Origin of the sequence: Seonamhaeicola sp. (assembly GCF_028281565.1) — a bacterium.
Taxonomy (GTDB): Bacteria; Bacteroidota; Bacteroidia; order Flavobacteriales; family Flavobacteriaceae; genus Seonamhaeicola.
The window spans coordinates 25,607-51,934 of record NZ_JANQJQ010000047.1; the positions used below are offsets into that span (position 1 = coordinate 25,607).

The 26,328-nt window shown below is 38.2% G+C and carries 17 protein-coding genes; 13 read left to right on the forward strand and 4 right to left on the reverse strand.

Going from position 1 to position 26,328, the window contains the following annotated elements; genetic code table 11:
* Nucleotides 1-142: 142 nt before the first annotated feature.
* From Q0983_RS19730 to Q0983_RS19770, 9 genes are all read left to right on the forward strand, one after another.
* Entirely contained in the window at nt 143-1,456 is a 1,314-nt protein-coding gene (locus Q0983_RS19730; RefSeq protein ID WP_299556843.1) for a TolC family protein, read from the forward strand.
* A 32-nt stretch (nt 1,457-1,488) separates the two neighbouring features.
* Nucleotides 1,489-2,505 (forward strand): efflux RND transporter periplasmic adaptor subunit, encoded by a 1,017-nt coding sequence (locus Q0983_RS19735; RefSeq protein ID WP_299556844.1) that lies wholly within the window; start codon nt 1,489-1,491, stop codon nt 2,503-2,505.
* Nucleotides 2,506-2,512: 7 nt separating this feature from the next.
* Nucleotides 2,513-5,608 (forward strand): efflux RND transporter permease subunit, encoded by a 3,096-nt coding sequence (locus tag Q0983_RS19740; RefSeq protein WP_299556845.1) that lies wholly within the window; start codon nt 2,513-2,515, stop codon nt 5,606-5,608.
* 35 nt (nt 5,609-5,643) lie between these two features.
* A complete protein-coding gene (locus Q0983_RS19745; RefSeq protein ID WP_299556846.1) occupies nt 5,644-5,847 on the forward strand; it encodes a hypothetical protein in 204 nt (67 codons plus the stop codon).
* A gap of 161 nt (nt 5,848-6,008) precedes the next feature.
* Nucleotides 6,009-7,121, forward strand: a complete 1,113-nt coding sequence (locus tag Q0983_RS19750) for an AraC family transcriptional regulator (RefSeq protein ID WP_299556847.1) — start codon at nt 6,009-6,011, stop codon at nt 7,119-7,121.
* A gap of 136 nt (nt 7,122-7,257) precedes the next feature.
* Nucleotides 7,258-7,662 (forward strand): hypothetical protein, encoded by a 405-nt coding sequence (locus tag Q0983_RS19755; RefSeq protein ID WP_299556848.1) that lies wholly within the window; start codon nt 7,258-7,260, stop codon nt 7,660-7,662.
* Between the two features lie 72 nt (nt 7,663-7,734).
* Nucleotides 7,735-8,565 carry an ABC transporter six-transmembrane domain-containing protein gene (locus Q0983_RS19760; RefSeq protein ID WP_299556850.1) on the forward strand — a complete coding sequence of 277 codons (831 nt, stop codon included), beginning with the start codon at nt 7,735-7,737 and terminating at the stop codon, nt 8,563-8,565.
* A gap of 578 nt (nt 8,566-9,143) precedes the next feature.
* On the forward strand, nt 9,144-10,388 hold the full coding sequence (locus Q0983_RS19765; RefSeq protein ID WP_299556852.1) for a glycoside hydrolase family 27 protein: 1,245 nt from the start codon (nt 9,144-9,146) through the stop codon (nt 10,386-10,388).
* A gap of 35 nt (nt 10,389-10,423) precedes the next feature.
* Entirely contained in the window at nt 10,424-11,899 is a 1,476-nt protein-coding gene (locus tag Q0983_RS19770) for a sulfatase (RefSeq protein ID WP_299556853.1), read from the forward strand.
* Between the two features lie 161 nt (nt 11,900-12,060).
* Here the strand turns inward: Q0983_RS19770 and Q0983_RS19775 are convergent, their stop codons facing one another.
* Nucleotides 12,061-14,784, reverse strand: coding sequence for an outer membrane beta-barrel protein (locus Q0983_RS19775; protein WP_299556855.1), 2,724 nt, complete (start codon nt 14,782-14,784; stop codon nt 12,061-12,063).
* Nucleotides 14,785-14,901: 117 nt separating this feature from the next.
* On the opposite strand from Q0983_RS19775, the gene Q0983_RS19780 reads away from it, so the two are divergent.
* The 4 genes from Q0983_RS19780 to fsa all read left to right on the forward strand — a co-directional run bounded on the left by Q0983_RS19780 (nt 14,902) and on the right by fsa (nt 19,892).
* Entirely contained in the window at nt 14,902-15,228 is a 327-nt protein-coding gene (locus Q0983_RS19780; protein ID WP_299556857.1) for a hypothetical protein, read from the forward strand.
* A 106-nt stretch (nt 15,229-15,334) separates the two neighbouring features.
* A complete protein-coding gene (locus Q0983_RS19785) occupies nt 15,335-16,885 on the forward strand; it encodes an arylsulfatase (protein WP_299556859.1) in 1,551 nt (516 codons plus the stop codon).
* Nucleotides 16,886-17,090: 205 nt separating this feature from the next.
* Nucleotides 17,091-19,136, forward strand: coding sequence for a transketolase (locus tag Q0983_RS19790; RefSeq protein ID WP_299556861.1), 2,046 nt, complete (start codon nt 17,091-17,093; stop codon nt 19,134-19,136).
* A gap of 102 nt (nt 19,137-19,238) precedes the next feature.
* Nucleotides 19,239-19,892, forward strand: coding sequence for a fructose-6-phosphate aldolase (gene fsa, locus Q0983_RS19795; RefSeq protein ID WP_299556863.1), 654 nt, complete (start codon nt 19,239-19,241; stop codon nt 19,890-19,892).
* An 85-nt stretch (nt 19,893-19,977) separates the two neighbouring features.
* Here fsa and Q0983_RS19800 read toward each other — a convergent pair whose 3' ends face one another.
* From Q0983_RS19800 to Q0983_RS19810, 3 genes are all read right to left on the reverse strand, one after another.
* Nucleotides 19,978-22,905, reverse strand: a complete 2,928-nt coding sequence (locus Q0983_RS19800; RefSeq protein ID WP_299556865.1) for an alpha-amylase family glycosyl hydrolase — start codon at nt 22,903-22,905, stop codon at nt 19,978-19,980.
* Nucleotides 22,906-22,974: 69 nt separating this feature from the next.
* Nucleotides 22,975-25,179, reverse strand: coding sequence for a SusE domain-containing protein (locus Q0983_RS19805; protein ID WP_299556867.1), 2,205 nt, complete (start codon nt 25,177-25,179; stop codon nt 22,975-22,977).
* Between the two features lie 11 nt (nt 25,180-25,190).
* Nucleotides 25,191-26,327 carry a SusE domain-containing protein gene (locus tag Q0983_RS19810; RefSeq protein ID WP_299556869.1) on the reverse strand — a complete coding sequence of 379 codons (1,137 nt, stop codon included), beginning with the start codon at nt 26,325-26,327 and terminating at the stop codon, nt 25,191-25,193.
* Nucleotide 26,328 lies beyond the last annotated feature (1 nt).

The window sequence follows — 26,328 nt, forward strand, 5'->3', positions numbered from 1 at the left end:
AATGTTTCCCGATGATTCAAGACATCTTTTTGATGTATAAGTTTGTCTTGATTTATAGGGGAAGTCATATAAGGACTATAGCCATTCTACTTTTGCTTCGAAGAATGTGGATAATCACGTTTATAACGAAACAACAAAGTAGATGAAGTATAGATGCCACCTTTTAAATGTTTTAGTCCTTGGTACATTTTTGCTCATTAATCACGTGTCGTATTCCCAGGAGTTGGATCTAAAATCGTACATCGATTTGGTTAAAAAGAACAATGCGGATTTAAAACAAAGTGAAAAACAGGTTTTAATAGCAAAGGAGGACACTAAGATTGCCAGATCCGCACTATTGCCAAGTGTTAGTGTTAACGGATTTTATCAACGGGATTTCAATAGAAATTTTCTTTTCATCAATGATTTTGATGGAAGTCTCACACGGTTAAGAACCAACTTCAATAATAGTGTTAATTCTAACGCTGTACTCAATCAAACTATTTTTGATTTGGCTGCTTTTTCAGCAGTCAAAATAGTAAAACTCACGGAGGAAATCAGCATACTGAATGATGAACATCTTTCCAACGAACTTGTAGTGCAGGCGTCATCTTTATATTGGCAAACAATCTATGCCAAAGAAAGTGTCAAGGTACTTGCTGAAAATTCAAACCTGGCAAAAGATCAATTTGACCAAATAAAGAAATTACATGAAAGGGGTATTGTTAGTGATCTGCAGGTACAACAGGCCGAGGTATTCTACAAAAAAACGCTTCCTATTCTTAAGAACACTGAAAATCAGTTCGGAAAGTTATTGAATGATTTAAAAATATTAGCCAATATTCCAATGGCAGCCCCTATCGCTTTAACAGATGATCTGGAAACTATAGGAACAAGTGATCTCATGCCTGGTCATGAGGTAGACCTGGAAGACCGGCCACAGCTAAAAAAGCTAAAGAAAGAGGTTGAAGTTACCAATAAACGAATTGGGATCGAAAAGAAGTTTTGGTATCCGAAGGTTAACTTAACAGCAGGTTATAACTACGATGCCCAAGCCAATGATTTTAATTTTAATGCCAATGCAAACAAATTGTTCTTTTTACAGGCAGGTGTTAGTATGCCCATATTTTCCGGGGGCCGGAATAAGGCCAAAATTGCCAGAGCCACCTTTGAGAGGGATATGGCGGAGCTCCAGTTGACAAAGATCAAGAGGGATTTGCTTAACCAGCTTAAAACTGCCGAGAACAACTACACCAATGCCATGGCCAATATTGAGACGTATAAGGAAACCATACTCTTGAATGAGAACGAAGTAGAAATTTTTAAAAAGCAATTACGTTTGGGTGTAGTCACTTCTGTCGAATTCAAGGAAAGCCGGTTAAGGCTTACGCAATCCAGGCTGGAGTTACTTAATGCGTACCTGGATTTACATATAGCACGTCTTCAGGTTTTACGAATTAAAGGTCAAAAAAGCTAGACGCCAAACCATAACTATTAAAGCATTAAAAAATGAAAACAATAAAGCGTTTATTACTGTTAACCATTTCAAGCTTCCTGCTAGCCTCTTGTTATTGGACAGAAACCGAACAGAAACCGGTAAAGGAAGCACAGATCCATGTTAAGGCTATTACCTTAAAAAAAGAACATCATAAAGAAACAAAGGACTTTTACGGTGAACTGCAATTTTCCAAAGCGACAAGTTTTGTGGCACAGCAGTCCGGAATAATAACAAAACTCAATGCCCAACCTGGTCAAAAAGTGCGGCGAGGTGAAATCATTGCTGTATACCCTCCTATAAACCATCAGTTACAAATAGATCAGTTAAGGATTGAACATGAAAAAGCCATTCGCGATTATGAACGGCAACAAGAATTGCTAAAAGCCGGAGCTGTATCCAAAGTATCCGTTGAAGCTTATAAAGCCCAAAAGGATATTCAAGCCAAAACCATGGAGCAATTGCAAAACATGAATGTTATCCGGGCACCTTTTTCAGGAATCATTACTCAGGTTCCCGTCAAGATTGGTGAGGAAGTTAGAATGGGGCAGGCTTTATTTAGTATGGCAAAAACTGATGCTGTAGCCGTGAATTTTTACGTTACACAACAAGATATCTCTCAGGTTGAAATAGGGACGGTCACCTATTTATCCCTTGCTGATAAAAGGGTAGAAGGGCATATTGCAAAAAGGGCTATTCAAATGGACCCCACCCGAAAAGCATTCCAGGTGACTGCCCTGTTTCATAACCGGGAGGTGCCGTTTGTTGGAACCCATGCTGAAATCCAATTGGAAACGGGGGAAGCACTTTCGAGTATCCGGATTCCCATAGAATCCCTAAAGCAAAGTGGAAATAGAAACTATGTATTTGTCATTGAAGATGGTAAGGCTATCGAAAAGGATGTAAAAATAGGACAGCGGAATGAAGTATCGGCACAGGTTATTGAGGGCCTGAGTGCAGGACAACAATTAATTACGGCAGGTGTTGAAAAAGTAGAACACAATAGCCTGGTTTTAATAGTTAATAAATAGAACGGATATGAAGATAACGAATTTTTCAGTCTCCAGGCCGGTTACAACGTCCATGGTTTTTTTGGCTCTGTTGTTATTTGGATTAATGTCCTACTTTAAGTTGCCAGTAAACCTTATGCCAGAGGTTAATCTCCCTGCCATGGTTATAGTTACAGACTATCCGGGAGCGACTCCGGGTGAGGTTGAAACAGAGATCACCAATCTCCTTGAAAAGGAAGTGGCAACTATCAATGGATTAAAACTCATGCAGTCTTATTCCATGCCTAATATGTCCATGATCATTGTTCAATTTGAACTGGATAAAGATCAGGACAAGGCGATGGCCGAATTACGAAACAAAATAGATCTGGTGGTTTCTTTTTTGCCCAAAGAGGCCAAGCTACCCTTTGTGCGTAAACGTTCTAAACCGCTGTTAGCACCTTTTAGTATCAACAGTGGTTCTGTGGTTGATTTAATAATTACGGGAAATGTAGATGCCAATAAACTCTATCAAATTTCTAGACGGGAGATCAAGGATAAAATCTCACGTATAAACGGTGTCACCAAAATTGAGTTCAATGGCGGGAAATTACGTGAAATCCATGTGGAAGTAGATAAGGGTAATCTCTATGGGTTAGGCATGAACATAACAGACATAGCAACACAACTTAAGGATAATAATATAGACATGTCCGGGGGCGATATAGTTACAGATCACCGGGAATCCATTATAAAAACGGGAAGTAAATACAACTCTGTTGAGTCCGTTAAGAACACATTTATTGCTACGCCTTATGGCGAAAAGAAGTTGACAGATTTTGCTGTTTTAAAAGACACTTTTGAAATATCAAAAAACGATGCCTTCTTCTATGATGGTATCACAGATACAGCATTAAACAACATTGTTGGCATAAGCGTACAAAAAAGTAGTACGGCTAACGCAGTATCTATAGCTAAGGCCGTAAAGGCACTGGTTCCGGAAATTCAAGAAAACCTGCCCGAAGGTGTTACATTGAGTTTGCCGTTCGACTCTTCAGAATATATTGAAAGTTCAGTAAATGATGCTATGATGAATGTCATTCTTGGTATTATTATTACCGGATTGGTATTATTTCTGTTTGTAAATAATATCAAGGCTACCATTATAGTGAGCATCTCAATTCCCGTGTCGCTCATCATTAATTTTTTGGCTATGAGACTCTTTGACGGGTCACTCAATATGCTATCGCTTATGAGCTTTGCCGTAGCCATTGGAGCCTTGGTTTCTAACTCTATCGTGGTTTTGGAGAATATTCTTCGCCTCAAAAAAGAAGGTCTTGCCATTAAGGAGGCCTGCGTTACAGGAACCCAAGAAGTATTTACAGCAGTTTTGGCATCCACGGGAACAAACTTGGTGGTGTTTTTGCCCATTGCATCCATGAATTCCATAGTTGGTTCATTTTTTAGGGAATACGCATTGACCATTTCATTTGCAACCATTTTTTCACTTTTGGTTTCCATTACGTTAACTCCAATGCTTGCCTCTATTTTATTGAAGCACAATCCAAAACCCTCCAAATTTTCGAATTGGATCATTACGTTGTTTGAAAGGCTGCAGAATGCCTACGAAAAATCTCTTAAACGATTGATGTCAAGGAAACGCAACCCCATAATCCTGTTTGCGGTGATGTTCTTTTTCTTTATCATGAGTATGGGGTTACTGGAGGATATTGGGTTTGAATTTGAACCGGAGTCTGATAATGGCGATTTGTTTGTTGAACTGGAAATGCAACCCGGGACCTCTATGGAAAAGAACAGGGAGTTGACAAAACTTGTTGAAGAAAAGATAGCTAAATACCCGGAGGTAAATGCGGTATTGAGCATGTTGGGCAGCAAAAATTCCTTTACAGTGGGATCCAATTACACCAACATGACATTGAAGCTTAATAAAAGTGTAGAACGAGACTTGTCAAATGCTCAAATTGGGGAGAGGATACTAAATGATCTCAGGGAAATTCCTGAAATAAAACCCATTGTAGCTACCACAAGTTCTGAAGAAAGTGGCGATCTGAGTTTTTCCTTGAAATCCAACAATAGCTCACAGTTATTAAGGGCTAATGAACAGGTGCTGGACCTTCTGAAGGATGTGGAAGGTGTAATTTCATTTGAATCAAGCTTGAGGAGTGGCCCTCCTTTACTGCAATTTAAACCTAAAAAGCGTTTGTTGGCCGAATTGGGGATCTCCGTAAATGAATTGGCACTGGTAATTCGCACAGCTATTACCGGAGTTAAAGCTACTGTAATGAGTGAAAATGATGTTGAGTACAATATAAACATCAAGGTGCCTGTCTCTCAAACCAACACATTGGAAGATATCAAACAACTACCTGTTCACTCAGGAGCAGGGATGTTTACCGTGGGGCAGTTGGCTGAGGTGTCTTATGAGCGTGCTCCTGCTCAAATTATTCATAAGGAAAAATCCAAAACGGCCGAGTTTAGTGCAACATTGGCTCCTGGTTATATATTGGGGGATGTACGGGCCATGGTTGATTCAAAACTCGAAGAAATACGGTTGCCTTCCGGTGTTGAATTCAAATGGAGTGGGAATGTGGAAGAATTGGACAATACGGTTACCGATATGACCATAACCTTTTTACTGGCAGTACTGTTAATGTACATGTTGCTGGCCTCACTTATGGAAAGCCTGTGGCAGCCACTTATTATATTTACCACGGTGCCTATGGCGTTAATAGGTGTTTTTGTGATCATGTATTTTGCCGGTACCACCATGAATATTATGTCGTTAATGGCCATTATTACCCTGTTAGGTTTGGTGGTTAACGACGATATCTTGATCCATGACTATACTGAACGGTTGATGCGTAAAAAGAATATGGATATTTATGATGCTACTATTCTCTCGGGTAAGACCAAAATGAAAGCAGTTATCATGACAACGGTAGCTATTATATTCGGAATGTTACCAAATGCCATTGGCCTGGGGGATGCCGGAGCAGAATATAGAATCCCTATGGGTATAGTAACCATTGGAGGTATGATTACGTCAACGGTATTGACCCTTTATTTAATACCGTCTTTGTTTTATGTCATTAGAAGCAGAAGGCAGAAAAGGGCATTCAAATGAAAGCTCCAAAAATAGAAGTCATAAAGTTTGCCTCCGTGATGATTGTTTTCCTTATAGGCATGGTCATCATGTTAATAAATAAAATAGAAAATACATGGGTATGGGTTGGATACATTGCGGTTTGGTGGTGGGTGGAAATGAAAGTAGCTAAAGATTTTCATCTAAAACCATGGGCCTGGGCAATCATTCTGGCAATCATTCTCATAATAGATATGTTAGTGATTTTCTTTTTCTTATAAAGATGATACGGGCTAATGGATTCGCTTTCTTCAGGCATATTAGTTAAATAGTGTTTTTAAAGCTGTAACTATTAATCGGAATGTCACATAAGTAAATGAGGTTTTGGAAAGCGGAGTTTTTCTCCGTTTTTTTTATGGACTTTAAGTGCTACATTTGCCTTATGGATGTTTTAAGTATCGCCCCTTTGTTAAGCTTTGTTGTAGGCGTATTTCTATGTGTCTTCGTTTTATTTCGAAAATCAGGATTAGGCAGGGATAAAAGGCTTAGATATGTTTTAGCAGCACTTGTATTTTATTTCACTCTGGTATCGTTTGACTACTATGCTGCTATAAAAAGCAATGGCGATAATTGGTATTTTGGAATATCCTATATGTTCTACCATTTAGTGGGGTTTTTATTCTATTATTTTGTTGCCCTGTTATTAAAGCTAAGTGTAGCCTTAAAGAAATGGGTATTTATTGTTATTGGGATTACTGTACTGAGGTGGCTTCTTTTTTTTCCAACTTTTGAATACGAAAGTTTCGACGACTTTCTGGAATTTTTAAATACATCGAGTTATGCTGAGTGGCTTTTGGTGGAATACCTTTTAAGTAGTTTACTTAATATTGTCTTCTTCTTCCTGGCCTTTTACCGGTTTAGGCAGGCCCCGACAGCCTTGGTTCTAAATGAAAATGAAGCACTCAAATACAAATGGGCTAAAGTAGTACTGATTACGTTTATTATTTTGCAGATAGGGATATTTATTAATCTTTCCGTTAATGGTTTTGGTTTTGATAACTACCAGATTTCCATGAAGTTTGAATCGTTTCTGATTGCTATTTTCTTTTTCATTTTTACCTATTCTATCATGCATTTCCCTGTATTTGCATTTTCGGGAGATTTTGAGGATTTGCCCGAGGAGACCAAAAAGAAGTACGCTAAATCTTCATTAAAAGATTCGTCTGAACTCTTCAATCAAATTAGTACATTGATAGAAGAAGAACAATTATTTCTGGACTTCGATTTAAAATTGAATACATTGTCTGAGAAGTTAGGAAGTTCCGTTCATCATGTGTCGCAAGCAATTAATCAAAATGCCGGGATGAGTTTTCCTGATTTTATCAATAGTTTTCGGATTGAGGAGGCCAAAAAAAAGCTTCTGGTTCCAAAACCCGATACAATTTTTGCAATATCGTTGGATGTGGGGTTCAATAGTAAGGCAGCATTCTACACCGCATTTAAAAAAGTGACTTCACAAACACCCACCGAGTTTAAAAATACTGCCGGGAAGTAAGCTTTGTTTAAAATATCAGTGATGATACCATGTCTTACATCTCAGGCAAGACACTTTTTTATGTCTCGTATTATAGGGACAGGCATTAATGTAAACCGACTGCAATACTTTTGAGCCATAAGCAAACATTTATATTATGAAAGTATTAAAAGTTATAATTACCCTACTAATTGTAGTGGTTGTACAGGCCAATGCAACAGCTCAAACTACGCACCCGTTAATTGGAGCATGGGGTGTAGCGTATGAGGAGGACGGCGAAAAAATATATCTTACTAATGAGTTTAGAAAGGAAAAGGGGGAACTTATATGTTATACAACCTATATTAAGGATGCTAAGGGAAATGGAGAAAAATATGAGGCAGTAGTCATGCAAAACATCAAATTCGAAGATAAGAACGGTAAGGGCGATTATAAATTTACTTATGAAGATAAAGAATATGAGGTCAAGGCGGAGCTCCAACTTACAAATTATGATACCCTGATAGTAAGTTACTCTAAATGGGGTTATTCGGATACCGAAACATGGAAACGATTAAAGTAAATATCATTACAGGATGGATAGCGTATTGTTGATAGAGGCTGTTTAAGACGTTATTCAAAAAGGCTGGAAAAAATGACGATCAGAACCACACTTAGGCAGTTTAAATGGAAGTTTGTTTTCATATTTTCATTGATCTTGATAGAATCCATTATTGAGTTGCTCATTCCTTTGTTTATTGGTTTTGCAATTGACGATGCCATTCGTAACAGTTATGTGGGTGCCATTCAATTAGGGGGATTGGGTGCCTTAATCATCTTAATTGGTGGAGGGCGCCGATTTTTCGATTCCAGGATCTATGCAAAAATTTACCGTAAGTTAGGCAATGCAACACTTTCAAAAATTGAACAAAACCAGGCTTCGGTTAAAACTGCAAGATTGGGCATGATCAGTGAAATCGTTGAGTTTTTAGAAAATGCCCTGCCCACATTGGTGTCAACTATTGTTGGGATGATAGGGGTCATCATTATTATAGCAAGTCTTAATACGAAAGTCTTTGTCTCAGCACTTATTGCTACTTTTTTTGTTTTTCTTATTTATTTTCTAACAAGAAAGCGGACCACGTATCTCAACAGTGCCTATAATAATGAGTATGAAAAGCAGGTAGATGTTATAAGTGCCAGCAATGAGACACTATTAGCTATTCATCTGAAGAACATGATGAGATGGAATATTAAACTGTCAGATTTAGAGGTGTTCAATTTTTCAATATCATGGCTTGTCTTAATGGGGTTTTTAGTGGCATCCATAGTTTTTTCAGTAAGTACAGGCAACGTCGAATATGGTGCTTTGTTTTCCCTGATCATATATGTTTTTCAATATATAGAAAGTGTAATTACACTACCGGTGTTCTACCAGAATTGGTTACGATTGGAAGAAATAAAAAGACGATTGGAAGATTTGTAATGATAATGATTGATAGCCAGAGATAGATTAAGTGTTGCAAGGCATGAGGGATTAATTCTTTCATTCGCACTAAAAGCTCTCAAGTTTTTGAGGGCTTTTTTGTTTAAAATAACTTCCAAAACTTTTTCAGGCATAACATTTTGGTTTTTTAATATCTAATTTTAAAAAAGCCCTTCTAATGCATTTGATAGCGCTATATAGATACCTAAATGTAAATTTAATGTTAATTAATTGTAAATTTAACGTAAATTTTGTATTTTTAACAAAAGATATGGCTATGCATTCGTTGGATAAACTAAAAAGAATCAAAAAACGACTTCATTATAAGTATTGGGTCTTTACAATAAAGCTAAAGCTGTATGCCCTAAAATATAAGCGTGTTCTTGAGATGCCCTACAGGTACTAAATGTGCCAAAATCTAAGCGGTCACGAATTTAATGGAACAAGAAGTCAAAGATTTATATGACTGCCTTTTTGCATTAAGCATTCCTGAAATAAGTTTCTCAAAATTTTCAAAATTAGGTTAAAATTGAAATTACTTGCTTTATTTTTATCCTGTTATTTCAATTTCAATTTTCATGTACAAAAAAGTTTTTGCCGTATTGCTAACGTTCCAGTTAAGTTTTACTTTTTTATCTGCACAGATTAAACCCGAGATATCCGAAACACCTCCAATGGGGTGGAACAGTTGGAATTGGTATGGAAAACAAGCTATTAATGAAGCTGTTGTAAAAAAGGTTATTGATGATATGGCCAAATCCGGTTTGAGAGATGCCGGATATATTTATGTGATCATAGACGGCGGGTGGAGAGCTACTGAATTGGGTGAAAACGGAGCGTTATTGCCGCATCCCGTTAAATTTCCAAAAGGGATAAAACCTTTAGCAGATTATGCTCATTTAAAAGGGATGAAGTTAGGGGTGCACGTCGTGCCCGGAACACATGATTGTGGAGGAGACCCGGTTGGCGGATATGGTTATGAGGAAGTTCACGTGCAGCAATTTGTAAATTGGGGGCTTGATTTTATAAAATTGGATAAATGTACTTTTAAGAATAAAGATTGTGAGAATTGCCCAAGACCTGAAAATGGGGGATGGAGTGAAGTTCAGGTTGAAAATGCTTATAAAAAGTGGAGTCGCCTTTTAAATAATTGTGGCAGGGATATTTTGTTTAGTATTTCTGCATATGAATATCGGGATTGGTATCCGGATGTCTGTAATATGGCCAGAACTACATATGATATTCGGGCAAGAATCCATAAAGGAGGCGCCGATTTTGTAAAGCCCAAAAGGTATGAAAAACCGCATTTGAGTGTTATGGAAATTGCTGAACAGAATAATGAGGTAGCTAAATTTGCCGGTAACGGGTATTGGAATGATCCCGATATGCTTGTTACGGGTGTTCAGGGACTTTCTTCTGATGAACAAGTGTCGCATTTTGCACTTTGGTGCATCATGAGTTCACCCTTAATGCTGGGAAATGATCCCGGGCATATGGATAAGTTTGAAAAAGACTTACTTTTAAATAAAGAAATGATTGCCGTAAATCAAGATCCGACTGAACAGGGAACCATTATAAAGAGAGAAGGGAAAACCCAGGTTTGGGCTAAAAAGTTAAGAGGCGGTAAGTATGCCTTGTTGTTTCTGAACCTTGACAATACAAAACAACGGGATATAAGTATTAATTTGGAAGATCTAGGTTTTAAAACTAAGGTTAAGGTAAGGAATATTATAGACCGTAAGAATTTGGGTGTTTTTGAAAATACTATTTCTATGAAAGTTAAAACACATGAGTCCAGGATGATAGTAATAGGCGCTATCTAAATTTATAAGCTAACCATTTTAATTGAAAATAAAACATGGACTTTAAATCAGGGAACAAAACTTTTTTAGTGTTATTACTATACTTTCTGTTACATCTCAGTTGCACAAACAAAACAAAAAAGGTAGATGATAAAGTAAACCATAACAGACCAAATGTTATTTTGTTTGTTGCAGATGATCACGGAACGGATGCTTTAGGCTGCTACGGAAACCCTATTATTAAAACTCCTAATTTAGATAAATTGGCCAGTGAAGGCGTACTGTTTAACAATGCCTATTGTACCAGTGCAAGTTGTGCGGCAAGTAGATCGGTAATACTGTCGGGTAAGTTTGGGCATGCCACCGGATCCTATGGGCATGTACACGATTATCATCATTTTAGCACTTTTAATAACGTAAAATCATTGTCTAATAGACTGTCTGAGGCAGGTTATTTAACAGCTAGAATAGGTAAGTACCATGTCGCTCCGGAACAAGTTTATTTGTTTGATGAAGTGTTAAAAGCCAATCCAAGAAATACTGTGGAAATGGCAAATACATGCGTAGATGTTATCAATTCTGAAAAACCATTTTTCCTGTATTTCTGTACTGATGACCCGCACCGGGGACATCCGTTTAACCCGGACCCCTGGGATGCTCCAAACACTTTTGGAAACAAAAAAGAAGGGTATGCAGGCGTAGAACAAATAATCTATAAACCTGAAGAGGTTTTGGTACCGGAATTTTTGCCGGACACCAAACAAAGTAGAGAAGAAATTGCCCAATATTATCAAAGTATTTCAAGAATAGATCAAGGTTTTGGCAAGCTTATGTCACATTTAAAAGACGCCGGGAAATTAGATAATACCATTGTTATCTATATATCTGATAATGGCATGGCTTTTCCCGGAGCAAAGACAACGGTTTATGAGCCCGGGATAAAATTACCCTGTATTATAAAAGATCCGACTAAGACTAAAAAAGGAGTTGTCAATAATGCCAGAATTTCCTGGGTGGATTTAACACCAACTATTTTAGATATGGCTGAAGTTGATTATGAATCCAATGATTTTCATGGGAAATCCTTTAAAGGGATTGTTGATGTTGAAAACCCCGAAGGATGGGACCAAATTTATGCGTCACATACTTTTCATGAAATCACTATGTATTACCCAATGCGCGTTATCATTGACGGTAATTATAAACTAATTTGGAATATAGCATATCGTTTGGAGTATCCATTTGCATCCGATTTATGGGCTGCTTCCACCTGGCAATCTATTTATAGAAATGATGAAGCGTATTTTGGTAATAAAAGGGTTAAGGATTATATGTTCAGACCGGAATTTGAATTGTTCGATTTATCAAAAGACCCAGATGAATCAAACAATTTGGCAGAAAATGAAGATTTTAAAGGCGTATTAGAGCTTTTAAAAAATAAAATGAAGGCTTTTCAACTTAAAACCCAGGACCCCTGGTTAATTATGTGGGACCATGATAGTTCATTACAAGGTACAGGAGTAAACCTTTAAAAAGTAATAATAATAGGTCTTTTTATAAGCTTTATAATTTAGATGAAGCTATTTCAGAAACTAACAATGTTGCCGGTGAACATCCTGAGTTAGTAGAAGAGTTTATTCCTTATTCGGAAGAGGCAATAAGCATTGAAATAAAAGAACAATACTTACTTAATTTAAACTCGTTTTGTTTTCTTCTTCTTACTGTTGTTTAGTTTATAAGTATAACTTAGAATAACGTAACGCCCTAAACTTTCAGAGGTAGTTTCTTCAAAGTAGTTAGTTGTACTGCGTCTGTAAAAGTCAATATTTTTATTAAGTAAATCAATCAATAGTAATTTGCAGATATTGTTTTTGTTTTTAGATAAGTTATACGAAAAGGCAGCACTCCAAATAGGTAGATTAAGGCTTGAATCAAACTGATTATCTGAAAAAACAATATAATCAAACTGGGTGTTAAAGTTAAGCTTTTGGTTAACGTCATAATCAAACATTGAAAAGTACGTTTGCTTTTTATACGTTCTGTTTAAATCTTCTTCTAAGGAAAAAGCCGTATTGTTAACGCCATAATCTGCACCAAATTTTAAATCAACAGTATTTTTATTAGTGTTTTCAAGTAAGAAACTAACAAAAAAGTCTTTTGAAGTGACGTCATTAAGCTGAAGGTTGATAATAGAATTTGAAGTTCTGTAAGTATTCCTGTTTTTAATAGTATATCTTACACCTAAGCCTTTTAGCTTTTTACTATAGCTAATATTGGCCGTTAATCGTTTTCTGTCGCCACTATTCTGAAAACTTCGGGTTCTGACAAAATCGTCATCAATATCAATACTCTGTACTATGGCATCTTTTGAATGTTGGTATTGAATTCTGCCATAAATGGAGGTGGATGACTTAAAACTAAAAATGTTGGCATTCAAAGTTAATTCGTCCATTTTTTCCGCTTTCAGATCAGGATTTCCCTGCCTAATATAATATGGATTTAAATCATTAATAACCGTGGAGCTTTCATTCCATGTGGGGTTTCTGATCAATCGTTTATATGAAAATCTGTATTTGCTGCCTTTTTTGGGTTTGTATTGTATAAAGGCCATTGGGTTTAAAAACTGCAATCCTTTTTTTACGGAAACTTCTTTTATAACTCCAAAGTCCCGGTTCAAATCTTGTAATTCAACGGCACTAAATATGTTTATTTTGGGAGCCACATAATTATGTGCCAATCTGGTCTGGTAACTGTTTTCTATGTGTTTATACTTAAAAGCTAACACTTCTTCGTTATTAGCATCTGTTATAGTGTTTTTAAACTGATAAATGTCCTCTTTATCATTTTTTGACCTGAAAAACGATTGTAGTTTCAGGTAGTGGTTTTTGCCAAGAGGTTCGGTGTATTTAAAGTTAAATCCAAATATATTATTATTAAAAGTTTCGTCTCTTAAAGTCTCAATAGTCCTTTCAGTAGGGTTACCGTTATGTATATTTCTGGTGATAAAAGTAGATTGCTTATTTTCTCTTACTTGCTGGCTTATATTGGTATTGAATCCGGTGCTGAAACTTCTGCCGGCTTTTGCCAGTTTTTGATAAAAATCTATATTAAAATTTCCTGTTTTTCTGTCGTTTACATTTCTAAGATTCTGATTATTGGTTGTAGTTAGTGCACCTGACTCATTAAAAAACCTGCCATCTTTTCCTGAAAGAGACATATTATTAAAAGCACTTAATTTTCCCCTAAAAGTTAACCTGTTGTTCCTGTTAGCTTTGTCTTTATAATTGAAGTTTATATTATGATTTTTAGAAACCCGGTCGTATATGTTTTCAGATTCATAATTAAAATTATTGGTACTTAAATAGGATACTCTTTTCGAAGAAGACGTTCCGCTATTATCAGAAAGGTTATAAAAATAGTCGGCATTAAACGATACCTTATCCTTGAATTCATGACCAATATGGGCACCGGCCACTTCGGTTTTTAAATAACCGCTTAAGCTACGGGCGTTTGTCCTTTTTACCTCGTCTTCATCATCTTCATCTGCAATACCATTAGCATTTTGTAAAAAGCCCTGAATATTAGACCCGGTAACGTTTATGTTATTGAATTTCCCAATTACCGAAACCTGTGTCTTGGGTGAAAATCGGTTATAATTTAAGTTGCTGAAATATCTGCTGTCTAAACCCATACCGGCGGAAAATTTTCCAAACCCCTGATTCTTTTTCGTTTTCTTTAATGAAAAATTGATGACCATTTGTTTATTGCCGTCATCCACACCGGTAAGTTCGGATTCATCACTTTTTTTATCAATAACTTCAATTTTGGCTATGGCATCAGCCGACAGGTTTTTAAGTACAATAGCCGGATCTCCACCAAAAAATTCTTTACCATCCACATAAATTTTGGTCACTTCATTGCCCTGGGCAATAACTTTTCCGTCAGATTCAATCTCCAATCCCGGTAATTTAGAAAGCAGATTTTCTAAGTTGTCATTAGGATTTACTTTAAACGACCCTGCGTTAAAAGCTATAGTATCTTTTTTTACCTGAACAGGAACTACAGCTGAAATAGTTACGGCATCTAAAACATTTGGGCTTTCTTTCAGGGTAATGGTCTTTAGATCTAAAGCTTCATTATTGTAAACAACGTTTTCGGAATGCGTTAAAAACCCCATATAAGATAATTGGATTATCAAAGAGTCTTTGGGAACTTCAGTAATGGCAAAATCACCTTTCGCATCAGTAATTGTATAATTTATAAGTGTTGTGTCTTTTTGTTTTAAAAGTGCCACGGAAACAAATTCCAACGGATTGTCCTGTTCATCAACAACATGCCCGGTAATTGGAGCAGATTGACTGAAAATAGCATTTGGGATTAATAAGAGCAGGAAAATTTTGAAGGTTTGTTTTAACATGAAACTGTTAGATTGATTGCGCAAAGTTATAGGACTCTGTATACTATAGAAAAGTTTAATTTGAAAATAAGTTATACAAATACTAGACAGATTTTTCATCACAAAATTTTAAATCATATGTTGCATTTTTTTAACGGAGTATATAATATTTTTACTAAGTGTTTCATTAATAAGCTCAATAAAGCATTTAAAAACATAGAAATTATAGATAATACCTTTAATCAGTTTGATAATCTAATACTACAAATAACTAATACTGATGGATTAAAATTTACAGGGAATACCATAACTAATTCAGGAACATCTCCCATGTTGCATGCAGATAATCCGGCAATTAAAATTGAAGCCTCTAAAAATATACTTTTAGAAAACAAGAGCGATAGAGGCAACTCTAAAGTGATACTTGAATGTGCTGAAGGTATGCCTGAAATTCAATTTAATTAAACATATGTGATACTTTTATCAGCATTTGGTCAACATGAATTAATAAAAAAGCCCAATATTTGTAGCTGAAGAGAAAACACAGAACAAGTAAAATCAATTAATAAAGATGAATAAACTAACATTATTTCTTTTGAGTGTACTATTTATAGTGAGTTGCGGAAAAACCAAAAAGCAGGAAACCGTTGAAACAGAAGCTCCTAAAAATCCTAACATTGTAGTTATCTATTTAGATGATTTGGGTTATGGTGACCTAAGTTCTTACGGAGCCACTGAAATAAGCACGCCAAATATTGATGCTTTAGCCAATGGCGGACTTCGTTTTACAAACGGATATGCATCTTCAGCCACTTGCACCCCAAGTAGATATGCACTGCTAACCGGGATGTATCCATGGAAAAATACAAGTGCAAAGATCTTACCGGGCACAGCCCCGTTAATAATTAGTACAGAGCAACAAACCTTGCCTAAACTGTTAAAAAAACAAGGGTATGATACAGCCATTGTAGGTAAATGGCATTTAGGTTTGGGGTCAGGCAATGTTAATTGGAATGAGAGAGTATCTCCAGGGCCAAACGAAGTGGGTTTTGATGAATCGTATATTTTAGCAGCCACTCAGGACCGTGTTCCAACGGTTTATATTAAGAATGGCCATGTAGTTAATTTAGATCCAAACGACCCTATTGAAGTTGATTATAAAAATAACTTTGAAGGCGAGCCAACAGGAAAAGATAATCCTGAATTAACAACCATGAAATGGCATCATGGGCATAACAGCAGCATTGTTAATGGTATTCCCCGTATTGGCTTTATGAAAGGTGGTGAAGCGGCAAAATGGAGTGATATTGATATGGCAGACCATTTCCTGGAAAAAGCACAAGCCTATGTTAAAAGTCATAAAGAGAAACCGTTTTTCTTATACTATGCCATGCAACAACCTCATGTACCGCGTACGCCGCATCCAAGATTTGTTGGAAAATCCGGTATGGGGCCAAGAGGCGATGTTATTTTAGAAGCCGATTGGTGTATCGGTGCGTTTGTAAAAACTTTAGAAGAAGAAGGCATTCTTGACAATACTTTAATAATATTCTCCAGTGATAACGGACCGGTTTTAAATGATGGCTATTATGATGATGCCGATACCAAAATAGGTGATCATACACCGGCAGGGGTGTTAAGAGGAGGGAAATACAGTTTGTTTGAAGCAGGCACAAGAATGCCGTTCATAACCTATTGGAAAGGCAAAATCCAACCGGGTGTTTCCGATGCTTTGGTATGTCAGATGGATTTATTGGCATCCATGGCCAAATTGGTTGGAGTTGAAGAAAATAGTACAGACAGTCAGGAATTATTGGATGCCTTTTTAGGAAAAAGCGATAAAGGGCGTGAGGATTTAATAATTGAAGCTACCTCAAGAACGGCTTTAAGAAGTGGCGATTGGTTATACATCCCTTCTTACAAGGGGCCGGCTGTTAACACACAGGTTAATATTGAATTAGGTAATAGTGATGTGCCATTGCTATACAATTTAAAAGACGATTTAAGTCAGACCACAAGCTTGTATGAGTCCAACCCGGAGAAAGCAAAAGAAATGCATGAAAAATTCGTTTCTTTACGTGGTGAAGGGTTTAACAAAACGCAAAAATTAGAATTGAAATAAAACAATAGTTATTCATATTTAAAAGAAAGCTTCTCATTTTTGAGAGGCTTTTTTTATGCTTTAAAAAACTACTTAAACGGTTTCGTTAATTTTCAGGAAAATATTTGGTTTTTGCCATCACAACTGATTAAAGATTATATATTTGCAAAAAATATTTCCTCACTTAAACAGGGATTAAAACAATTAAAATTAACTATACATTAAAATGAACAAACAAATAGATCAGCAGTCGGCGGATAATATTAGAGCCTTAGCAGTAGCGATGGTAGAGAAGGCCAAATCGGGTCACCCGGGCGGGCCTATGGGAGGCGCGGATTACATGCACATTCTTTACTCGGAATTCTTTAATTACGATCCCACCGATATGACCTGGCCTTTCAGGGATAGGTTCTTTATGGACGCTGGTCACCTGTCCACTTTAATGTATGCCCAATATTACCTTTTAGGGAACTATAAAAAGGAAGATGTTGCCAACTTCAGGCAATGGGGTTCTATCACGCCCGGTCACCCGGAAGTGGACTTTGAAAGAGGCATAGAAAATACCTCCGGTCCATTAGGACAAGGACACACTATGGGGGTTGGAGCAGCCATTGCGGCTAAGTTCTTAGAAGCAAGATTTGGCGACTGGGTAAACCACAAGATCTACGGATTTATTTCCGATGGCGGTGTACAGGAAGAGATCTCCCAGGGAGCCGGAAGAATAGCCGGTCACTTAGGATTGAGCAACTTTATCATGTTCTTTGATTCCAACGATATCCAGTTATCGACTTCTACCGATGAGGTAACGACCGAAGATACGGCCATGAAGTATGAAGCCTGGGGATGGAAAGTAGTGACCATTGACGGCCATGACCACGACCAGATCAGAAAGGCATTAACCGATGCCAATAACGAAACCGAAAGGCCCACTTTAATCATTGGAAAGACCATTATGGGTAAAGGTTGTGTCACTGCTGATGGCAGTATGTACGAAGGCCACTGTGAACTTCACGGAAAACCAATTGGAGCAACTGGAGCCGATTACGAAAAGACCCTGTTGAACTTGGGTGCCGATTTAGATAATCCATTCGATATATACGGAGATGTTGAAGCATTCTACAAGAATGTAGTAGCAGAAAAGACTGCACAAGCCGCCAAAAAGAAAGCAGATATCCAGACTTGGAGACAAGAGAACGAAGCCCTGGCAAACAAACTGGACCATTTCTTCTCAGGAGAATTGCCGGAATTGGATTTTGAATCCATAGAACATAAAGAAGGACTGGCAACAAGAGCAGCCTCAGCAAACGTATTGGGGTATTTGGCCGAGAACGTAGAGAACATGATCGTATCCTCTGCCGATTTATCGAACTCAGATAAAACAGATGGATTCCTAAAGAAGACCTCTTCATTACAAAAGGGAGACTTTAGCGGTTCGTTCTTACAGGCAGGAGTAGCCGAGTTGACCATGGCCTGTATAGCCAACGGTATCGCCTTACATGGAGGTATCATTCCTGTAGTAGCAACCTTCTTCGTATTCTCTGATTATATGAAGCCGGCTATCAGATTGAGCGCTATTCAAGAGCTGCCAGTAAAATATGTCTGGACACACGATGCCTTTAGAGTAGGAGAGGACGGTCCAACACACCAGCCGATCGAACAAGAAGCCCAGATAAGATTATTGGAGAAACTTAAAAACCATAGTGGCAACCAAAGTTTCCTGGCATTACGTCCGGCAGATTCATCGGAAACCTCCGTAGCCTGGAAAATGGCACTGGAAAACACAAAGACACCATCAGGCTTGATCTTATCAAGACAAGGGGTAAAAGATGTACCGGCCCAAAACACAACAAGATACCAGGAAGCCTTAGGCGCAGAAAAAGGAGGTTATTTAGTAAGAGCAGTTGAGAACCCGGATGTGGTGTTAGTAGCTAACGGATCAGAAGTATCCACTTTAGTAGCCGCAGCCGATATTCTGGAAGCCGAAAAAGGCTTGAAAGTGAGCATCGCCTCGGTAATTTCAGAAGGACTGTTCAGACAGCAACCAAAAGCATACCAGGAAAGCATCATACCATCTGACAAACCATTGTTTGGTTTGACCGCAGGTTTACCGGTGAATTTAGAATCCTTAGTAGGACCTAACGGAAAAGTGTTCGGTCTGGATCACTTCGGATACTCAGCACCGGCTGGTGTACTGGATGAAAAATTCGGGTTTACGGGCGAACAAGCGAGCCAGAACGTTATAGCATATTTGGATACAATTTTAGTAAAATAAATAAGACGATGTCCCCTCGCGCAGTTGAGAGGTTTAAAAAAAGAGTCTAAGAATAAATTGGACATTATATCGAAATCAGAATAAAATAATAAAGCAAACAAGATGAAATTTTTTATAGATACGGCCAACCTTGATGATATAGCAGAAGCACAGGCATTGGGGATTTTAGATGGTGTAACCACCAATCCTTCGTTAATGGCCAAGGAAGGCATCACAGGAGAGGAAAACATATTGAACCACTATGTAAAGATTTGTGAGATTGTAGATGGTGATGTCAGTGCCGAGGTGATCTCAACAGACTTTGAAGGTATGGTAAAAGAAGGCGAGGCCTTAGCAGCCCTGCACCCTCAGATCGTGATCAAGTTACCGTTGATCGCTGACGGGATCAAAGCCTGTAAATACTTTTCAGATAAAGGGATCAAGACCAATGTAACATTAGTGTTCTCAGCTGGACAGGCTTTATTGGCAGCCAAGGCAGGAGCGACTTATGTATCACCTTTCTTAGGAAGATTGGATGATATCTCTACAGATGGTCTGAACCTGATCGCAGAGATCAGACAGATCTTTGATAACTATGGATTCGAAACACAGATATTGGCAGCATCGATTCGTCACACGATGCACGTGATCGATTGTGCGAAGATAGGATCGGATGTTATGACAGGGCCATTATCTTCTATTACCGGACTATTAAAACACCCGCTAACGGATATCGGTCTGGCTAAGTTCTTAGCTGATTATAAAAAAGGAAACTAAAGAATAAGTTTAGTATAAAAATCAAAAAAGCTTCTCATAATGAGAAGCTTTTTTTGTTACAACTAAATAACTATGAAAAACTAAACTACAGTTTTACCATTTTGAGCGTTTGCTGCGCTCCTAAACTACTTTTAATCTTTACCAGATATATACTTTGCGGTAAGTTGGCAATGTCAAAGGAATAGCCTTGACTGAAATTGCCTTTAAATGATTTTATTTCTTTACCGGTAAGGTTGAAAATGGATACAGACTCAACCTCCTTATTTAATCTAAATGCATTTCTTGCAGGATTGGGATAAAGGGTCAAACCTGATTTAAATATATTATCTTCGGTACTTAGGGAAGCGGATTGGTTGCCATAAATTTTAAATTCCCCTGCGGTTAAATTAACCGATGTTGTACTTCCGCTAATGGTTGTGCTTCCTGTTTCATCCATCAAATCATACCAGGTACCATCATAAGGGAAACTTGGATTTACATTTTGACTGGAGGTAGAAAAATTAGCAATAACAATAACATTTTTAAGTGTTCCGCCGGAAGTGTTTTCATCTCCAGTATAAATGCTAATTCTTGGTGTTAATGTATTTGTTGTAATGTTATAATCCCCCTCAAAAACAGGCTCATTTATTTTCAGAGCTATAAGTCGACTCCAATCACTGTAAACCTGACTCCTGTTGGGGTCAGTTAACCAATTCTCGGTCCATTGCGGTTGTTGTTTGGTGTCGAGCTTACAATCACCATCATTATTGCCATCGTAGTCTGAATTCACTACACCATTGGAGCAGGACCAAATGGAATCGTCCATGCCTAAATCTGCAAAATGCCACATCATTTTAGGGCCAGGTACCGGGATGAACATAGCGCCTAAAGCAGACATTCTGGTTAAAGAAGTATTCAGATCAAAACCGTTACAATCGTCGTTGCCAAAGGTCATCATTTCATACATCATTCTATCCTTGTCATGGCTTTCAGGGTACCCTACCGTTCTTTTTCCTGTAAACCCATGGGCTACATGCCCTATTCTTCCAATATTCAAACTTCTTGGGTTGGCAGGGACATCGCAATCTTCAACTTTCCCCTGAGCAAGATTTTTATAATCGTGCCACATTTCGCTCCACATCATAACGCCTTTGCCTTCTCCAATTCTGTAATTAGCCCATTCTTGTTCTTCAGTATCTGTTCCAAGGTGTTCGAATATAACATAATGGTCCGTATCCTGACTCCAGGAGTGGTCCGCGTAATCTTTTAATATTTGTACCCGGTCTGCCTGGTAACTGTTGGTACAACCCTCATCGCTGCTTGAACAATTTTGTGTGAACCCTTTAGTTAAGTCCCATCTAAAACCATCTATTTTAAACTCGTTTATCCAATGGGAAACTACTTTTTTAACATAGTCCTGGGTAACGGTTTGGGAATGGTTGAAATCATTACCAACACTATAGGAATGTTTTGCGGTCTCATTAAAAAACGGGCTTTCAGAACTGGGGGCACCCCAGCCGTCTCCATCCGGGTCATCCATCCACATACGTACCAGCGGATTTCTGCCATAAGCATGATTAAAAGCAAGGTCTAATATCACGGCAATGCCATTTTGGTGGCAGGTGTCAATGAGCTCCTTAAATTTATCAGGAGTTCCGTAAAATTTATCCAATGCCATATGAAAAGCCGTATTATAACCCCATGATTCGTTACCTTCAAATTCCATGACAGGCATAAGTTCTATAGCATTAATACCTAAGTTTTTAAAATAGGAAATTCGGTCAATAAGGTCTTGAAAGTTCCTGTCGGAATCAAAATCTCTAATAAGAACCTCGTAAATGATGAGGTCTTCTTTTTTTGGTTTACTAAAGTTGGTAATGTTCCAGGAATATGGCGTTTGCCCCGTTTGTAAAACGGTTACTTCGCGTTCCTGACCTGACGGATACTGATAGGTTGTTCCCAAACCAGGAAATGTAGAAGCAGATATTCCGGAATCATCAAATGGCGATAAAACCAAAGTCGAGAACGGATCGGCCGTTTTTACGATATACGGTGAATCGGTCACTGGATCAGAGTCATACACCCAATATTGAAAGGTTTCAACTTGACTTGAGGTTAACCCTGTTAATTCCAACCAAAATTTACCTGATGTTGGATCTTTTTTCATTAAATGAGATGCTCCGGGAGTATAACCATTGAAGCTTCCTGCAACATAGACATAATCTTTTAGGGGGGCGTTAAGTACCAAAGTGGCCTTTGTGTCATCAGCGTCATCATAATTAATGCCTTCTTCCAAACCTACAGGCATGCTTTCAGAAGTTACTGTTGGAGCCACGATTACCTCAAATGTGGCCTCCTCACTTTCTGTTGGTGAAGATAATGGAGACCCCACAATTCGTACGGTTCCATTAGTTGTAATATTGTTAATGGTTCCTAAGAAGGTGGTAAAACCATTACCGCTATCCTGAAGCACATTATTAAAATAAATTTCGAATGACCCTGGTGCCAGACTACCTTGATACCTGAGATTTGTTCTTACGGTCAAATTGTTTCCCGATAACACCACCGCCGGGTTTCCCCAGGGTTCAACAACATTAATATTGAGGATTCCAACAGGGATAAAAAAGTCTTCGCAATCTGTAGCTTTCAATTCCTGAGATCCGTCGGCATTTCTAAAAACTGCACCAATTTGTGTTGCGTTAGCCGCTTGTGTTGCGTCTAGTCCGTAATAGGTTTCGGGAGTAAGGGTAATGCTCCAGGTACCGTCTCCATTATCAGTCATTTCGCCAACACCATCATCCTGTCCCCAATTACCAACAACGCTAAAGCCAAAAGCATTGCTGTTGTCTCCAATTCCCGAGTGTATATAAACTTTAGCCGGACTACTTAGTCCGTTACAATTTGTTGCTCCGCTATTCAAATCCACAGTAATCGTTATCTCTTCATTGACTTCAAATGATGAAGGACTTACCGTTACTTGCGCGTTTAACAGTGAGCAAACAAGTGTAAATAATAATAGTAGTAATTTTTTCATAATATGAAGAAGATATAAATGAAAAGAAAAGGGGGCATGAATAAATCATGCCCCTTTTACTAATTATAATTATTGTAACGTGATGGTTTTATTAACCGTGTCTACGGTTAATAAATAAGTTCCAGGCGTCCCGTTGAATAAGAAATTACTATCGCCATCCATGGCATTTGCAAAATCACTATCAATGGTGTAACCTTCTCCTTCATAATATGGATAGTTCAATCCTGAACCCCAATCACCTTCTGTTGTAAAGAATCTAAAGGCATCATTACCAAACGTAACATTTCCGGAGTATGTGCCATTTCCTGTGCATGGTAATGCCACTGGAGTATCCCATCCCCAACCTGCATCGGGTACGCCTGCACCGACCAACCAAAGCTGATCCAGGTCACAGTTAGGTACTGCCACTTCCTCCAGAGTTATGGTTTTTGCCATGGTGTCTACAGTAAGTTTATAAGTACCGGTAGTGCCAATAAATGCAAAGTTGCTGTCACCATCACCTGCATTTGCGAAATTACTGTCTATGGTGTAACCTTCGCCTTCGTAATAAGGGTAATTTTGTCCTGAACCCCAATCACCTTCTATGGTAAAGAACCTGAAATTGTTATCGGCACCGTTGTTATTTTGAAGGAGTACATTGCCGGAATAAACACCATCACCAAAGCATGGTAATGCTACGGGAGATCCCCATCCCCAACCGGCATCCGGTACACCGGCACCTACGAGCCATAATTGGTCAAGCGCACATGATATTGGTTCCAATGTTATGGTTTTACTCGTATCATTGATTGTTAAAATATAATCACCGGAGGTACCAACAAAGGCAAAATTACTATCTCCGTCACCGGCATTCATGAAATTACTATCAATGCTATAGCCTGCGTTTTCATAATGCGGATAGTTAAAGCTTGGTGATCCCCATTCTAATGTTCTGTCAGTAAAGAACCTGAAGTTATTATCAGCGCCTCCATTATTTTGTAATCTTACGGCGCCAGAGTAAATACCATTACCTGTACAAGGCAATTCAACAGGTGAAGTCCAGGCCCAACCGGCATCCGGTACACCAGCACCTACAAGCCATAATTGATCATGTTCACAGTTTGGTCCTGTTCTTGGATCACCTAAAGTAATAGTTCTGTTTTCAGTGTCAATTTCTAAATAGTAAAGGCCAGCTGTTCCAACAAATTGGAAATTCAGATCACCATCATTGGCATTTTGGAAGTTGCTGTCTATGGTATAGCCTCTGTCTTCATAATATGGGAAATTCTGACTTGGAGAAGCCCATTGTAACGAAGCATCTGTAAAGAATCTAAAATTACCGCCATTATCCGGTGAGAAATTAACATTGCCTCCGTATCTACTTCCCGATAAGGTTAATTCAACCGGAGAATTCCAACTCCATCCCGCATCAGGTACACCGGCGCCAACAATATATAATACCGGAGGTAGTACAACGTCGTATGGTGTAACGGTAATGGTTATACCCTCAGAGTAACGTACCATATCTCCACCGTCTAAAGCAATAGATGCTTTTACCCGAATGTCAAGTTGCCCTGCTTCTTCTGCTGTAAGTCCGGAATTTAAAGCAGCTTCGTTTAATGTCTCATGACTTAAGGCCATGCTGGTAGCACCATTGTTTTCTTCCGGCTCTACGGTGAATACCGTTGCAAAATCACTGCCGGCTTCAGAAAATTCTAAGGCATAGGATATTTCAACAGTGGCATTTTCTCCAAAGTCAGGATCATCCCACTCCACAGTTAATGCCGTATCTGAAGGCGCCACATCTGATAAAACAACTTCAAATGTGTTATCAGGACTTGTTATTACGGGTGGTGTTTCAGCATAAGATGAAACACTAAAACTTACTACGTTTGAGATCAATGAACCTGATGATATTCTCATAAAAACAGCAAATGGTTCAAATGCCGGTACACCGGCTCCTATTACAGCTTCATTAAATTCAGCCACGGACATACTAAACCTATTTGAATTTGAAGTTCCCAAAGTCATTGGACTTTCAAAAGCAATAGGATCGGTTGATAATTCTACAGTATAAGTGGAACCTCCGTCAGATAATTCATCCGTCCATACTATTGTAAATGCAGGGTTATCAGGTAACTCTGGATTTAAATTAATATTTGAAATAGAAGGTTGTTTAAGCTCAAATACTGGTTCAGCTGTGGTAATGTTTAAGGTTTCCTCGGTTTCACAGGCCATAAATAATAGCGTCAAACCTAAAATAAACCTGCTAATTTGTTTAATACTTATCTTCATAGTACTTTTTTTTATAAGTTTAATGGTATCATGATATACCTACCAGTCAGGTCATTAAACCAAACTTCATAGTCGTCTTCCACAATAACAGGGATACTGCCACCGTTTTCTGTAGCTTGTCCTGAGAATGAGGTGCCTGCACCCCAAACGCTGCCTGTATTGGTCATAAATTGTACGTCACCTGGTACAAGGCGTATGCTGCTTATGTACCATAAATGTGTATCGAAAGCCAATTGGTTCATGGCTGTATCAGTTAAAGCCGAACCTTGCATGATCATACTCGTAAAATCTGCTGCTCCTGATGCATCAAAAGGTGAAACACTGTACTTTTTGGTGCCAAAATCTATGGTGAATTCATAGTAGCCATCGGCTAAAACACCAAACCTTCCCGGGTCGCTATCTTGAGTGCCTGGGTTTCCAGCAATATCACCAACGCTTTCAATTGGGTCGTCACCATCAGGATGAGATGAACCCCATTGTGGCTGCCATAAGCCTCTTGTTTCAAGGACTTTAAATCTTCCGTCTCCTTCACCGCCACCACCTTTGGTAAAGAATCCGGTAAATGTGAAATGATTCCCATTATTTGGATCTCTAAATAGTGCAGGGTTATTATTGTTGTTATTCCAGTCTGCAGCCGTTCCGTTACCTACCAGGTAATAGTCTTCAAAAGGATAATTGAAGAAAGGAAATACCTGAAAGTTAAGTGTATTGGAAGCAATACTCTCACTTTGTTGAGTTCCAATGGAAGCTACCACTCTTGTATAAAGAGCTGCCCATTCAAATGGATTTAAACCGGCACTACCTGCGGCTGAATTAATTTCACCAATAGAAAGTGTAATTGATGTTTGCCCGGTAATGGTTGCCGCATTGACAGGACTTGTAAAAGCATCATCCGTGGAGAACTGAACCGAATAATTTACGGCAGTTGGTTGTCCGTAATCTGACTCTGACCAACTTAAAGTCACAGCAGGATTTGACGTGTTTAAAGGATCTAGCTCTAATTGAGTAAAGCCTAAATCTGCTAAAACCGGAGCTGTTGGTGCAGTAACAAAAAATGTTTCTGAGTCATCGTCGCATGATGTGGCAAAGAAAAGCATAACCAAACCAATGATACTAACAGCTGAAAATTGTTTTAAATTTTTCATCATT

What these genes read in the sequence shown, in the direction of transcription:
- Q0983_RS19785 (WP_299556859.1), top strand. Translation starts at nt 15,335, where the DNA reads ATGAATAAACTAACATTATTTCTTTTGAGTGTACTATTTATAGTGAGT.
- Q0983_RS19760 (WP_299556850.1), top strand. Translation starts at nt 7,735, where the DNA reads ATGACGATCAGAACCACACTTAGGCAGTTTAAATGGAAGTTTGTTTTC.
- Q0983_RS19775 (WP_299556855.1), bottom strand. Translation starts at nt 14,784, where the DNA reads ATGTTAAAACAAACCTTCAAAATTTTCCTGCTCTTATTAATCCCAAAT.
- Q0983_RS19805 (WP_299556867.1), bottom strand. Translation starts at nt 25,179, where the DNA reads ATGAAGATAAGTATTAAACAAATTAGCAGGTTTATTTTAGGTTTGACG.
- Q0983_RS19800 (WP_299556865.1), bottom strand. Translation starts at nt 22,905, where the DNA reads ATGAAAAAATTACTACTATTATTATTTACACTTGTTTGCTCACTGTTA.
- Q0983_RS19770 (WP_299556853.1), top strand. Translation starts at nt 10,424, where the DNA reads ATGGACTTTAAATCAGGGAACAAAACTTTTTTAGTGTTATTACTATAC.
- Q0983_RS19750 (WP_299556847.1), top strand. Translation starts at nt 6,009, where the DNA reads ATGGATGTTTTAAGTATCGCCCCTTTGTTAAGCTTTGTTGTAGGCGTA.
- Q0983_RS19755 (WP_299556848.1), top strand. Translation starts at nt 7,258, where the DNA reads ATGAAAGTATTAAAAGTTATAATTACCCTACTAATTGTAGTGGTTGTA.
- Q0983_RS19740 (WP_299556845.1), top strand. Translation starts at nt 2,513, where the DNA reads ATGAAGATAACGAATTTTTCAGTCTCCAGGCCGGTTACAACGTCCATG.
- Q0983_RS19765 (WP_299556852.1), top strand. Translation starts at nt 9,144, where the DNA reads ATGTACAAAAAAGTTTTTGCCGTATTGCTAACGTTCCAGTTAAGTTTT.
- Q0983_RS19810 (WP_299556869.1), bottom strand. Translation starts at nt 26,327, where the DNA reads ATGATGAAAAATTTAAAACAATTTTCAGCTGTTAGTATCATTGGTTTG.
- Q0983_RS19735 (WP_299556844.1), top strand. Translation starts at nt 1,489, where the DNA reads ATGAAAACAATAAAGCGTTTATTACTGTTAACCATTTCAAGCTTCCTG.
- Q0983_RS19780 (WP_299556857.1), top strand. Translation starts at nt 14,902, where the DNA reads ATGTTGCATTTTTTTAACGGAGTATATAATATTTTTACTAAGTGTTTC.
- fsa (WP_299556863.1), top strand. Translation starts at nt 19,239, where the DNA reads ATGAAATTTTTTATAGATACGGCCAACCTTGATGATATAGCAGAAGCA.
- Q0983_RS19730 (WP_299556843.1), top strand. Translation starts at nt 143, where the DNA reads ATGAAGTATAGATGCCACCTTTTAAATGTTTTAGTCCTTGGTACATTT.
- Q0983_RS19790 (WP_299556861.1), top strand. Translation starts at nt 17,091, where the DNA reads ATGAACAAACAAATAGATCAGCAGTCGGCGGATAATATTAGAGCCTTA.